11 protein-coding genes are annotated in these 12,975 nt (G+C 68.6%); 5 read left to right on the top strand and 6 right to left on the bottom strand.

Features of this window, described 5'->3' with window-relative positions; genetic code table 11:
- Positions 1-4 precede the first annotated feature (4 nt).
- Together DIE21_RS31185 and DIE21_RS31180 are read left to right on the top strand one after the other, a co-directional pair.
- Positions 5-1,363 (top strand): aspartate aminotransferase family protein, encoded by a 1,359-nt coding sequence (locus DIE21_RS31185; RefSeq protein WP_124501281.1) that lies wholly within the window; start codon positions 5-7, stop codon positions 1,361-1,363.
- A 49-nt stretch (positions 1,364-1,412) separates the two neighbouring features.
- Complete coding sequence (locus DIE21_RS31180) at positions 1,413-2,930, top strand: CoA-acylating methylmalonate-semialdehyde dehydrogenase (RefSeq protein WP_124501280.1); 1,518 nt, start codon at positions 1,413-1,415, stop codon at positions 2,928-2,930.
- A gap of 154 nt (positions 2,931-3,084) precedes the next feature.
- On the opposite strand, the gene DIE21_RS31175 is transcribed toward DIE21_RS31180, so the two are convergent.
- From DIE21_RS31175 to DIE21_RS31165, 3 genes are all read right to left on the bottom strand, one after another.
- Complete coding sequence (locus DIE21_RS31175; protein WP_124501279.1) at positions 3,085-3,459, bottom strand: hypothetical protein; 375 nt, start codon at positions 3,457-3,459, stop codon at positions 3,085-3,087.
- A gap of 374 nt (positions 3,460-3,833) precedes the next feature.
- A complete protein-coding gene (locus DIE21_RS31170) occupies positions 3,834-4,766 on the bottom strand; it encodes an AEC family transporter (RefSeq protein ID WP_124501278.1) in 933 nt (310 codons plus the stop codon).
- A 164-nt stretch (positions 4,767-4,930) separates the two neighbouring features.
- Complete coding sequence (locus DIE21_RS31165; RefSeq protein ID WP_124501277.1) at positions 4,931-5,815, bottom strand: LysR substrate-binding domain-containing protein; 885 nt, start codon at positions 5,813-5,815, stop codon at positions 4,931-4,933.
- 365 nt (positions 5,816-6,180) lie between these two features.
- Between DIE21_RS31165 and DIE21_RS31160 the strand changes: the two genes are divergently transcribed.
- Positions 6,181-6,558 (top strand): nuclear transport factor 2 family protein, encoded by a 378-nt coding sequence (locus DIE21_RS31160; protein ID WP_124501276.1) that lies wholly within the window; start codon positions 6,181-6,183, stop codon positions 6,556-6,558.
- 24 nt (positions 6,559-6,582) lie between these two features.
- Here DIE21_RS31160 and DIE21_RS31155 read toward each other — a convergent pair whose 3' ends face one another.
- Positions 6,583-7,383 (bottom strand): helix-turn-helix transcriptional regulator, encoded by an 801-nt coding sequence (locus DIE21_RS31155; RefSeq protein ID WP_124501275.1) that lies wholly within the window; start codon positions 7,381-7,383, stop codon positions 6,583-6,585.
- A 132-nt stretch (positions 7,384-7,515) separates the two neighbouring features.
- On the opposite strand from DIE21_RS31155, the gene DIE21_RS31150 reads away from it, so the two are divergent.
- Together DIE21_RS31150 and DIE21_RS31145 are read left to right on the top strand one after the other, a co-directional pair.
- On the top strand, positions 7,516-8,922 hold the full coding sequence (locus tag DIE21_RS31150) for an APC family permease (RefSeq protein ID WP_124501274.1): 1,407 nt from the start codon (positions 7,516-7,518) through the stop codon (positions 8,920-8,922).
- A gap of 64 nt (positions 8,923-8,986) precedes the next feature.
- Positions 8,987-10,096, top strand: a complete 1,110-nt coding sequence (locus DIE21_RS31145) for a P1 family peptidase (protein WP_124501273.1) — start codon at positions 8,987-8,989, stop codon at positions 10,094-10,096.
- Positions 10,097-10,234: 138 nt separating this feature from the next.
- On the opposite strand, the gene DIE21_RS31140 is transcribed toward DIE21_RS31145, so the two are convergent.
- Complete coding sequence (locus DIE21_RS31140) at positions 10,235-10,447, bottom strand: hypothetical protein (protein WP_124501272.1); 213 nt, start codon at positions 10,445-10,447, stop codon at positions 10,235-10,237.
- A gap of 158 nt (positions 10,448-10,605) precedes the next feature.
- Positions 10,606-12,789, bottom strand: coding sequence for an FUSC family protein (locus tag DIE21_RS31135; RefSeq protein ID WP_124501271.1), 2,184 nt, complete (start codon positions 12,787-12,789; stop codon positions 10,606-10,608).
- Positions 12,790-12,975 lie beyond the last annotated feature (186 nt).

Raw genomic sequence — 12,975 nt, 5'->3', positions numbered from 1 at the left:
CGACATGACCGACACGACCACCGCCAGCCAGCAGGAAGAGACGAACATCCGCACCGACGCCGCCTGGCTCGACGCCCACTGGATGCCGTTCACGGCGAACCGCCAGTTCAAGTCCGACCCGCGCATGATCGTGTCGGCCCGGGATGCGTATTACACGGATGGCGAAGGCCGCAAGATCTTCGACGGCCTGTCGGGTCTGTGGTGCACGGGCCTCGGCCACGGCCGCGCGGAAATCACGGAAGCCGTGAGCCGCCAGGTCGCGCAGCTCGACTACGCGCCGGCGTTCCAGTTCGGCCATCCGAAGTCGTTCGAGCTCGCGAACAAGATCAAGGACCTGACGCCGGCCGGCCTCGACTACGTGTTCTTCACGGGCTCGGGCTCGGAAGCGGCCGACACTTCGCTGAAGATGGCGCGAGCGTACTGGCGCGCGAAGGGCAAGGGCACGAAGACGCGCCTGATCGGCCGCGAGAAGGGCTATCACGGCGTGAACTACGGCGGCATCTCGGTCGGCGGGATCGGGCCGAACCGCAAGCTGTTCGGCCAGGGGATCGACGCCGATTTCCTGCCGCACACGCAACTCGCCGAAAACAAGTTCTCGCGCGGGATGCCGGAAAACGGCGCCGACCTGGCCGACCGCCTGCTCGACCTGATCGCGCTGCACGACGCATCGAACATCGCGGCCGTGATCGTCGAGCCGTTCTCGGGCTCGGCGGGCGTGGTCGTGCCGCCGAAGGGCTATCTGAAGCGCCTGCGCGACATCTGTACCGCGCACGACATCCTGCTGATTTTCGACGAAGTCATCACGGGCTTCGGCCGCGCCGGCGCGATGACGGGCGCCGATGCGTTCGGCGTGGTGCCGGACATCATGAACTTCGCGAAGCAGGTGACCAACGGCGTGCAGCCGCTCGGCGGCGTGATCGCGACGAAGGAAATCTACGACACGTTCATGGCCGCGGGCGGCCCCGAGTACATGCTCGAGTTCCCGCACGGCTACACGTACTCGGCGCACCCGGTCGCCTGCGCGGCCGGTGTCGCGGCGCTCGACCTGCTCGTGAAGGAAGACGCGGTGGCCCGCGTGCGCGATCTCGCGCCGCATTTCGAGGCGGCGGTGCACGGGCTGAAGGGCCAGCGCCATATCGCGGACATCCGCAACTACGGGCTGGCGGCCGGCCTGACGATCGCGGCGCTGCCGGGCGAGCCGGCACGGCGCCCGTACGAGATCGCGATGCGCTGCTGGGCGAAGGGCTTCTACGTGCGCTACGGCGGCGACACGATCCAGCTGGCGCCCCCGTTCATCTCGGAGAAGCGCGAGATCGACAACCTCGTCAACGCGCTGTCCGACGCGCTGAACGAAGTGGACTGAGCCGCGGCTTGCCCTGAGCGACAACCGAATTCACGAAAGAGCCTGAACGATGAAACACGACAGCAATGTGACCTCCACCGTCGGCCACCTGATCGACGGCAAGCGCGTCGACGGCGGCAGCCGCGTCCAGCCGGTGTTCGACCCGGCGACCGGCGAATCGCACAAGAGCGTCGCGCTCGCCGACAAGCTGACCGTCGAAGCCGCGATCGCGTCCGCGCAGGCGGCGTTCCCGGCGTGGCGCAACACGCCGCCGCTGAAGCGCGCGCGCGTGATGAGCCGCTTCAAGACGCTGCTCGAGGAGCATGCGGACGAACTGTGCGCGCTGATCACCGCCGAGCACGGCAAGGTGCTCGCCGACGCGATGGGCGAGCTGCAGCGCGGAATCGAGAACGTCGAATACGCGACCTACGTGCCCGAGCTGCTGAAGGGCGAGCACAGCAAGAACGTCGGCCCCGCGATCGATTCGTGGAGCGAGTTCCAGGCGCTCGGCGTCGCCGCCGGCATCACGCCGTTCAACTTCCCGGTGATGGTGCCGCTGTGGATGTGGCCGATGGCCGTCGCGTGCGGCAACACGTTCGTGCTGAAGCCGTCCGAGCGCACGCCGTCGTCGACGCTGCGCATGGCCGAGCTCGCGCTCGAGGCCGGCCTGCCGCCGGGCGTGCTGAACGTCGTGAACGGCGACAAGGAAGCGGTCGACACGATCCTGACCGATCCGCGCGTGAAGGCCGTAAGCTTCGTCGGCTCGACGCCGATCGCCGAATATATCTATTCGACCGGCTGCGCGCACGGCAAGCGCGTGCAGGCGCTCGGCGGCGCGAAGAACTTCGCGGTCGTGATGCCCGACGCCGATATCGGCAACGCGGTGAACGCGTTGATGGGCGCCGCGTACGGTTCGTGCGGCGAGCGCTGCATGGCGATCCCGCTGGTCGTCGCGATCGGCGATGAAACGGGCGACAAGGTGGTCGAAGGCCTGAAGGCCGAGATCGCGAAGATGAAGGTCGGCCCGGGCAACGGTGCCGGCATCGACATGGGGCCGCTCGTCACGCAGCAGCATTTCGAGAAGGTGACGCGCTTCGTCGAAGCGGGCGTGGAGGCGGGCGCGACGCTCGTCGTCGACGGCCGCGGCGTGAAGGTCGACGGCCACGACGGCGGCTACTACCTCGGCCCGTGCCTGTTCGACAACGTGACGCCCGGCATGCCGATCTATCAGCACGAGATCTTCGGGCCGGTGCTCGGCGTGATCCGCCTGAAGTCGCTCGACGAGGCGATGGCGCTGATCGACGCTCATGAATACGGCAACGGCACGTGCCTGTTCACGCGCGACGGCGAAGCGGCGCGCTACTTCGGCGACAACATCCAGATCGGCATGGTCGGCATCAACGTGCCGCTGCCGGTGCCGGTCGCGTACCACTCGTTCGGCGGCTGGAAACGCTCGCTGTTCGGCGACCTGCATGCGTACGGCCCGGATGCGGTGCGGTTCTATACGAAGCGCAAGACGATCACGCAGCGCTGGCCGTCGGCCGGCGTGCGCGAAGGGACGGTGTTCAGCTTCCCGTCGAACCGCTGACGCGTGGGTGCCGGCCGCACGCGCCGCCTGCCGGTCGGCGGGTGTCGCCATGCAGCCGGCGTAGAGACGCACAGGCCCGCCCCGATCGGCGATCGGGGCGGGCTTTTTCACGCGTGCCGCGGCTGTCCTGACACGCGATGCGTGGAAGCGGCGCTTACGGGGCGACGACGTGCCACACGCTCTTGAAGTTGTCGCCGTTGCGATCGCCCTGTTTCATGTCCTTCGAGAAGAAGTACAGCGGCTTGCCCTTGTACGCCCATTGCGGGCTGCCGTCGTCGCGCTTGACGATCGTGTACGGGCCGACCGGTACGTCGGTCGCGCTGGCCTTGTACGGCGGCCAGAGGGATTCGCATTGGCCCGAGCACGTACTGGTGCCGGCGTTGGGCTTGTCCTTGTCGAACGAATAGACGGTCATCCCGTTCGCGGCGACGAGCGCGCCGTTTTCGACCTTGGTGATCGAGCCTTGAGCCGAGGCCGAAACCGATGCCATGGCGAGCAGGACGGAACTGACGAGCAGCACGGCTTTCATGGTTACCTCCTTGTAGTCCGGTGGGCGGCGCAGTTGCGCGCACGGCCGGGCGTGCGCGCGACTGCGGGGAATGGTGCCGGAACGCGGCGCCGCGGCCGCCGGTGCGAGCGACGCGAAGTCGAATGGCGGCGGCACGGACGCGCTTCATTCACCATAGGCGGTTTTTGGCAGGGCTGCGAGAAGAACCGGGGGCGCATCGGCGGCGCGTCGGTCGCGCGCAACGATGGGGCGTTTGCGCGCGCGGCGGGATTCGGCATCCGTCCCCGAAGCGCATGATCGCGGGGTGAACGGCGCCGGTCCGTGCGATGGGCGGCTTCAGGCCTCGTCGGCGGCGATTGCCGCGGCTGTTGAGCCGGCGTACCTGTGCCCGGCCGTCAGCGCAACACCGGCGCCGACGCGAGTGCCGTCAGCATGGCCGGCATCGCAAGCGCGGCGGCGATCGTCTGGAACGCGGTGATGCCGGCCATCAGCGGCGCGTCGCCGCCGAGCTGGCGCGCCATGATGTACGACGAGGACGATGTCGGCAGCGCCTGGAACAGCAGCGCGATGGTCAGCGCGGCATCGCCGAGCCCGAACAGGCGGCCGGCCGCGAGCGTGGCGAGCGGCATTGCCATGAACTTGAACGCCGACGCGATGCACATCGGTTGCATCCATCCGCGCGCCGCATCGAACTTCAGTGCCGCGCCCACGCACAGCAGGCCGAGCGGCATCGATGCGGCGCCGAGCGCGCGAACGGCCGGTTCGACGGCGGCGGGAAACGCGATGCCGGCGGCCTGCATCGCGATCCCCAGCGCGCACCCGACGACGAGCGGATTCGACAGGATCTGGCGCGCGAGCGCCCAGGCGCCGAGCCGCGTTTCGCCGTAGCGCGCGAACACCAGCACGCACATCAGGTTCACGGTCGGCACGATCGCCGCGACGCACACGGCCGCGAGCGCGATCCCGTGCGCGCTGAACAGTCCGGCGGCGAGTGCCGTGCCGACATAGTTGTTGAAGCGCACCGCGCCCTGGAACACCGACGTGAACCCGGCGCCGTCGACCTGCACGAACCGGCGGACCAGCAGAAGAAGTGCGGCGACGAACACGGTCGACCCGACCAGCGCCGCCGCGAGCGGCAAGACGGGCAACGATTGCAGCCGCGCATTCGCGAGACCGTGCGCGAACAGCGCGGGCAGCAGCACGTAGTAGCAAAGCCGCTCGGCGTGCGGCCAGAATGCATCGGCGATGAAGCCCGTGCGCCGCAGGCCGTGGCCGAACGCGACCAGCAGCGCGACCGGCGCGAGCGCGAGCAGGATCGGGCCGATCATCGACGCGCCTTCAGGTGGACCGGTCGGGACGGCCGGCAGGCGGAGCAGCGGAACGAAGCGGGAATGCATCCGGCGGGCAACATGGCGGCACGCGATCGAAAGAGTGACGATGCCGCCAAGTTAACACGGGGTTGCAGCAGGAATTATTGTTAATTATCGGGTGTTCAATGAGAAATTCTCATCGATGAAGCTGTGATTTCGGCGGCCAGCGCACGGGCGAAACGCTCGGCCGGGCGCGACTGGTGTTCGAGCAGCACGACCGCGCGGCCCATCTGCGGCTGGCCGAACGGCAAGCGCGTGACGGGCGGCAGACGCGCGAGCGTCGAGTCGGGAAGCGCGACGATCGCCGCGCCGAGTCCGCGCGCGACCATGCGCGCGATGGTCTCCGCGCTGTCGAGCACCATCTCCTCGCGCACGCGGACGCCGATGCGGCGCAGCTCGGCGGCGATCATCCGGCCGGCCCACGCCTGCGCATCGAAGCGGATGAACGGCAGCGCCTCGAGCAGCGTGCCCGCGTCGCGCTCCGCGTAGTGCGGCGGCGCGAGCAGCCAGAAGCGGTCTTCGTACAGCGTGGTCCACGTCAGCTCCGCCGGATGCGGGCGCACCGGGCGCGTCGTGATCGCCGCGTCGAGTTCGCCGGCCGCGACGCGGTTCGCCAGTTCGGCCGACATGCCGGCCGATACGTGCACGCGCAACGACGGATGCGCGTCGCGCAGCGCAAGCAGCGCATCGGGCAACGGTCCGGACAGCGCGGTCTGGATCGCGCCGATCCGCAGGCGGCCGACGAGCTTCTTCTCGTCGCTGAGCGCATCGGGAATCCGGTCGACCATCGCGAGCACCTGTTCGGCCTGCGCGACGAGAATGTTGCCGGCTTCGGTGAGTACCGGCTGGCGGCGCGAACGGTCGAACAGCTGGACGTTGTATTCGCTTTCGAGCGTCTTGATCTGCAGGCTCACGGCGGACTGCGTGAGCCCGATCGCTTCGCCGGCGCGTGCGAAGGTCCGGTATCGGGCGATCGCGACCAGCGTTCTGAATGCGCGTAGTGACATGGACTCGGTGAGGTGGGCGGCCGGGGGCCGGCACGCGGATTGCTCGATGATGCCGGAGGCGGCGCATGGACGGCGCGCCGAAGCGGACGGAGCAGCCGGCACGCTGGCGGACATCATGCCCGTGCGTGCGGAAACGGGCAACCGCGGCACCGGCGGGCCGACGCGGAAAGCGTGATGCGGCGTGGTGCGGTGCGTGCGCGCCGGCCGGTGCGGGTTTTCGTGAACGGCATCGAGCCGGGCGTGCGCGTCTATCCGCCAGCGCGGGAGCGGGCGCGGTCGTGCGTGCCGCCCGCATGGTGTTGAACGATGCCTCGGGGCGATGCGGGCCGTAGCATTCGTCCCGGCCCTTGACGGAGGTAACGACGATGCCTGACGACCCCGGTGAAGTTGCGCGCGCGAGCTATCGCGCGTATGTCGACAAGGACCGCGATGCGATCGAAGCGCTGATCGCGCCGGACTTCCATTTCACGAGCCCGCTCGACAACCGGCTCGACCGCGATGCGTATCTGGCGCGCTGCTGGCCGAACAGCGCGATGCTCGCCGGCTTCGAGTTCGTCGACGTCGCCGTGCACGGTGAATGCGTGTTCGTCGTGTACGAAGCCGAAACGAGCGCCGGCAGGCGGTTCCGGAACGCGGAGCGATTGCGCGTCCGCGAAGGGCGGATCGTCGAGGCCGAGGTGTATTTCGGCTGGTATGTGCCGCACCAGGCGCCTGATGGCGGGTTCATCGAATCCGGCGGTTGAAGGCGTCCGTCAACACCGAAGCGCTTAACCCGCCGCATCCTCCCCCAGCGCCTGAATGAACCGCGAAAACAGTTCCGGCTGCGACGAGATCCCGAGCTTCGCGTAAAGGTGACGCCGATGCACCTTCACCGTCTCCGGTGAAATCGCCAGCCGCTCCGCGATTGCCTTCGACGAATTGCCGCGCAGCACCATTCGCGCGATCGACATCTCGCGATCGGTCAGCACGCCCGCGCCGAAGCGTGCGAGCGCCTGTTCGACGCGCGCGCCGAGATCGTCGTCGGGCGTCGCGCGCGCGGCATCGCCCACCAGCCGCCAGTGCTGCCGGATCGCCGCAAGCACCCACGGCATCGCGGCCGTCAGCTTGCCGAGCGGCTCGACGTCGAAGCGGGTGGCGGCGCCGAGCGACAGCGACAGCAGCAGGTCGGGATTCGGCCGCAACAGGATCTGGATTTCATCGTCGCCGACCGCATCGCGGAAGTAGCTCAGGAAATACTCGCTCTGCCGGAACAGGTCGGGCGCGACTTCCTCGAGCCGGTAGCAGCCGTCGGCGAGCCCGTCGTGCGCGGCCTGCAGGAACGGATCGAGCAGATATAACCCATTGAGGTAAAGCGGCACCGGCGACGCGCTGTCGGTGCCGCCCGTGTCGTATTCGTCGAGCACGAGCGGCACGCCATCGCGGCCGATCGCGGTCGCGAGCGCATTGTCGAACGGCACCATTTCGTTGAGCAGCAGCACCAGGAAACGCCAGAAGCGCGGCTGGCCGAGATGATCGATTGCGCGGCCGAGTGCCTGGTGCATCGCGATTTCGGAGAAGAGTCGATCCATACCACCACCGGAGGGCGTAACACGAAGGGGGAATAGCGGTCCTGAAATTGGCTTCCTAGACTGCCACGCAATCAATCGGGCCCGAGTATGGGTGTTCAAAAAAGTGCAGCATAGGCGCAATAGGAGAACGAAATGGCGATGATGTCGGAATCGACGGGCACGCTGCAAGCGACGCCTGCCACGGAAGACGCGCCGCGCGCGTTGTCGCAGACGCTCAGCGTGCGCGACGCGGTGATGATCACCGTGTCGGGCGTGACGCCCGCAAGCTCGATCTTCGTGATCGCGCCGTTCGCGATCCAGCAGGCCGGCAGCGGCGCGGTGCTGTCGTTCGTGCTCGGCGGCGTGCTCGCGCTCGCCTTCGCCCTCTGCTACGCGGAGCTCAGCGCCGCGCACCGCAGCGCGGGCGGCGAATACGTGATGGCCAAGCGCGTGTTCGGCACGCTGCCCGGCTACCTGACCTTCATCACGGTGCTGTCGGTTAGCGTCTTCATTCCGGCCGTGCTCGCGAGCGGCGCCGCGCCGTACCTGAACAACGCACTCGGCACGCACTTCAGCAACCAGTCGGTCGCGCTCACGATCGTGCTGCTCAGCTATCTGCTCGGCATGCTGAACATCAAGACGAATGCGTGGATCACCGGCGCGTTTCTCGTCGTCGAGATCGGCGTGCTGATGCTGATCGCCGGGCTCGGCTTCGGCTCCCCGCAGCGCGGCGCCGACGTGCTGGTCGCGCCGGTCGTCGCGAGCGGCAATGCGCTGGTGCCGGCCACGCTCGCGGCGATCGTGCCCGCGATCGGCACGGCGATCTTCTGCTACAACGGCTTCGGCTCCGCCGCGTATCTCGCGGAAGACCTGCGCGGCGGCAACCGCAATGTCGCGAAGGCGGTGATCTATTCGCTGCTGGTGATCCTCGGCGTCGAACTGGTCCCGCTCACGGCAATCGTGCTCGGCGCGCCGTCGCTGACGGAGCTGACGAAGAGCGCCGACCCGATCGGCTATGTCGTGCGCTCGCTGAGCAACCCGGCGGTGTCGCGCGTGGTCAGCGGCGGGATCTTCCTGTCGGTGTTCAACGCGATCATCGCGATCGTGATCACGATGGGGCGCCTGCTGTACAGCAGCGGCCGGCATGCGCTCTGGTCGCGCGCCTGCAACCGCGCGTTCTCGACGATCCATCCGCGCTTCGAATCGCCGTGGCTCGCGACGCTCGCGCTGGCGGTGCCGTCGTCGGGGCTGGTGTTCGTGTCGAGCCTCGACGAGCTGACCGCATTCACGGTCGACCTGCTGCTGCTGATCTACCTGGTCGTCGGGCTGGCCGCGCTTGCGAGCCGGCTCGTGCGCCGCGACGTCGAACATCACTACCGGATGCCGCTGTGGCCCGTGACGCCGCTCGTCGCGGTCGCGGGCGCCGCGTATACGCTCTACACGACGCTGGCAACGGCGACGAAGCCGACCGACCTGATCATCATCGGCGGGCTGCTGGTGGCCGCGCTCGTGATGTATGGGACCTGGGCGCGCCACAGCGATGCGTTCCGCTCGCTCTGAACCCCGCGTCGACACCTTGCCGTACCGAAACACCGAACCATCGAAACACTGGAGGAATTGCATCATGCGCACGAGGGATCTCGGCATCCGCATCGGACTCGGCACGCCGGGCCGCTTCAACGCGATCACGGACGTACCGGGCGTGCGGGTCGGACATTGCACGCTGAACGTCGAGAACGGCGACGCATCGATCCGCACCGGCGTCACCGTCATCGAGCCGCGCGCGGGCGCCGCGCACGATTCGCCGTGCTTCGCGGGTGTCCACGTGTTGAACGGCAACGGCGACGCGACCGGGCTCGAGTGGATCCGCGAAGCCGGCCTGCTGACGACGCCGATCGCGTATACGAACACGCACAGCGTCGGCACGGTGCGCGACGCGCTGGTCGCGAACGAACGCGAGGCGGCGGCCGGCCGCGTGTACTGGTGCATGCCGGTCGTGATGGAAACCTACGACGGCCTGCTCAACGACATCTGGGGGCAGCACGTGAGCGCCGCGCACGTGCAACGCGCGCTGGCCGCGGCACAGTCGGGGCCGGTCGCCGAAGGCGGCGTGGGCGGCGGCACGGGCATGATCTGCCACGAGTTCAAGGGTGGCATCGGCACCGCGTCGCGGGTGGTCGCGGCCGGCGCGGGCGGCTGGACCGTCGGCGCGCTCGTGCAGGCGAACCACGGCGTGCGCGAGATGCTGCGCGTGGCCGGCTATCCGGTCGGCGAAGTGCTGCGGCACGTGCCTTCGCCGTTTGGCGCGCCCGACGCGCAAGGCGAGGCCGGGATGGGCTCGATCGTCGTCACGATCGCGACCGACGCGCCGCTGCTGCCGCATCAGTGCACGCGCCTCGCGCAGCGCGCGAGCATCGGGCTGGCGCGCGTCGGCGGCGGCACCGAGGATTCGAGCGGCGACATCTTCCTGGCGTTCGCAACGGGCAACGACGGATTGCCGGCCGCGAACTACGGCAGCAAGGGTGCGCCGACGACGGCCGTGAAGATGGTGAACAACGACCACATCTCGGCGCTGTTCGTCGCGGCCGCGGAAGCGGTGGAGGAAGCGATCGTGAACGCGCTGGTCGCGGGGAGCGACGTCGAGTCGCGCGGCGTGCGGGTCGAAGGGCTGGGGCAGGCGCGCTTGCTGGATGCGTTGCGCGAAGTGGGGTGGCGGCCGGGACGCGGCGCCTGAAAGGGCATGCGCCGCTTCACTCGAAGCGGCGTGGCGGGCAGTGTCGTTGCGGCGATCGGCCGGCGCGTCGTGCGCGCGCGCATGCGATGCGTGCGAAGCGCGCGCGGCGGGCCTGGCCGTGACGACGCGGCGTCATGCTCAGCTGCCGAAGTAGACGTTGCAGAAGCTGACGGGGCCGACGCATGCGTCAGGGTCGTCCTGCTTCGATTGCGCACGATCGACGCGGCCGGCAGCCTGGACGGCTTCGGCGCGGTTCGCCGGTTGCTGCGCGCGGTCGGCCGGCGCGGACTGGGCGTGCGCGACAGCGGCGGTGAGCGACAGCGCAACGAGGGCGAGGTGCAGCGGCTTCATTTCAGTTTCTCCTGGGTCAGTGCCAGTCTCGCTGGCAGTGAGGAAACTATAGGCCCGCACTGCTTGAAGATTAATTACCGCGGATGCAGAGGTTATTTCCAATCGGAACAAGGTTGAACGTTGCGCACGCATCGAGTGCCGCCGCTTGCCGTCGACGGTCAGTGACGGCGGTGGTTGAACGGTGCGTCCTTGTCCAGCAGCGCGCTGCGGATGAAGTGAAGGCAGCCGACGATGCGCTGCATGCGGTGGCGCGCGTCGGGCACCGCGTACCACGCGTGCAGCGTGTGCTGCGCGGCGCGGATCGCCAGGTTCACGGATTTCAGCGTGCGCGCGTGGTGGACGGGTGTCGGATCGTCGAAGAAGCGCGGCAGCTCGCGCAGCACTGCATCGACCGACTCGGTCCAGCGCAGCGTCTGCGGCGGTTTGGATTCGCAGAACCCGTGCAGCTCGTCGCGCAGGTCGATCACCGCATGGCCGACTTCGAGCGTCGCCAGCATCCAGCGCAGCGCGTCGCGATGCTGGCGCGTGCGCTTGACGAGCAGCGTGCGCAGCTGCGCCATCAGGTCGTGCGTGCTCGACTGGAAGCGCGCGGCGAGGCCCTCGCGCGCGCTTTCGCACGCGAGCGTGACCTGGCGGCGCAGATCGTGCGCGATGCGCGACGTGAGCCACGGCATGTGGGTCGGAAACACCACGGCAAACACGATCGAACACGCAAGCATCGCGACGACAACGGCGAAACCGTTGTTGATCAGCACCTCGGGCGTATACGCGATTGCGTTGTCAGGGCCTGCCAGCAGGCAGAAGAACACCGCGAAACCGATCCCGTAGCCGGACAGGCCCGGACGCATCGCGAGAAACGCGCCGAGGCCGAGCACCGGCGCGAGTGCCGCGCACAGCAGCGGAAAACCGTCGATGTTCGGATACACGTAACAGAGGAACACATAGCCGACCGCCGTCGCGAACGCCGCGCCCACGCCCATCTGCGCGACGAACTTCGGCGCGCGCGGCGACGTCGAGCTCAGCGCGCACGCGATCGCGGTGGCGATCACGGCGAGCGAGCCGCTCGGCCATTCGGATGCGATCCAGAACGCGCTCATCGCGCCGACGGCGACGAGCGTGCGCAGGAATGCGAAGCCGACGAAGAACGTATTGGTCTTCACCGCGTAGTGGGTGACGGAACGTTCGAACGCGTGATCGTCCTGGTCGAGCGACGCGTTGGTGTCGGCATAGCCGAGATATTCGCCGATGAAGCGATACATCAGCTCGATCGCGGTATCGAAGTCCAGCAGGCCGCCCGCCGCGTGATCCTCGATCTCGCGGCGCGACGCGCGCGCGGCCTTCGGCAACGCGGTGTGGAAGCGGCGCAGTTCGAGCAGCGCGCCGGTGGTCGACGCGCTGCCGCGCTGCCGCTCGTCGCGCAATGCGGCGATCCGCCGCGCGAGCGCATCGATGTGCGGCGCGAGCGCGTCGAGCACGGCGTCCGAGCGGCTCGTGCGCAGGCGCTTGACGAGCTGATGCAGCGCATGCAATCGCGTGCACGCATTCATGAACTCGCTGTTCAGCCGCGCGAGCCGGCGGCTGCGCGCGCGAATGTGCGGATCCTCGAACGAGGCGAACGCGCGGTTGGCTTCGAAGCCGACGATCTCGTCGACGAAATCGGCGAAGCGCCGTTCGAATTCGCCGCGCGCGAGGCTGCCCGACAGCGCGCCTGCCGCGAATGCCGCGAACTTCACATGACGCACGCTCAGCGAGCGCATCAGCGCCTTCGCGGAGCTGAGCGGCAGGATCAGCGCGCTGACCGCGCCGGAGCACGCGATGCCCAGCGCGACCTCGGCGGCGCGCGTGAGCGCGGACTGGAACAGCGCCTGCGGCGTCATCACCGCGGGCAGCCCGATCAGCGCGGCCGTATAGCCGGCGAGCACGAACCCGTACCAGCGGAAGTGACGGTTGCGCACGGCGAGCGCGATGCAGCCGCCGACCCACAGCGTGATACCGGCCATGTACAGCTCCGGCTGCTGCGCGAACAGCCCGCCGAGCGCGAGCGCGGCGACGAGGCCGGCCGCCGTGCCGAGCACGCGATAGAAACTCTTCGCGAACACCATCCCCGACAGCGGCTGCATCAGCACGAACACGGTCGTCATCGCGGTGCGCGGCTGCGACATCTCGAGCCGCATCGCGATGCCCATCGCGAGCAGCGCCGCGAGCACGGTCTTGGCGAGGTGCAGCCAGATCAGCCCGTCGCTCGCGGCCCAGTCGCGCGCGGCGCCGCCGAGCGGATCGAGCCAGGCTCTCCATCGTGCGGGTTCGACGGAAGGTCGCTCGATCGCAGGTTGTGGCTTCATGAAAAGAGGGGGCCGGTGCGGGGCCGGGCAGGGTGCCGCGGCGCGTCCGGACGGGGCCGTTCGACTGGTGAGGCGCCGATTGTAGGAGCGCGGCGCGCGGGCATTAACGCAGCTGCGGGGAAACGATAGTTGCAGGCCGCGTAACAATCTGTCGCCCCCGCTGGAGGAAAATGGCGGCTCTGCTAC

It is taken from the genome of Burkholderia sp. Bp9140 (assembly GCF_003853425.1).
Lineage (GTDB): Bacteria > Pseudomonadota > Gammaproteobacteria > Burkholderiales > Burkholderiaceae > Burkholderia.
The sequence above is the reverse complement of the archived record's forward strand: the minus strand, read 5'-3'. Positions and strand labels throughout refer to the sequence as shown.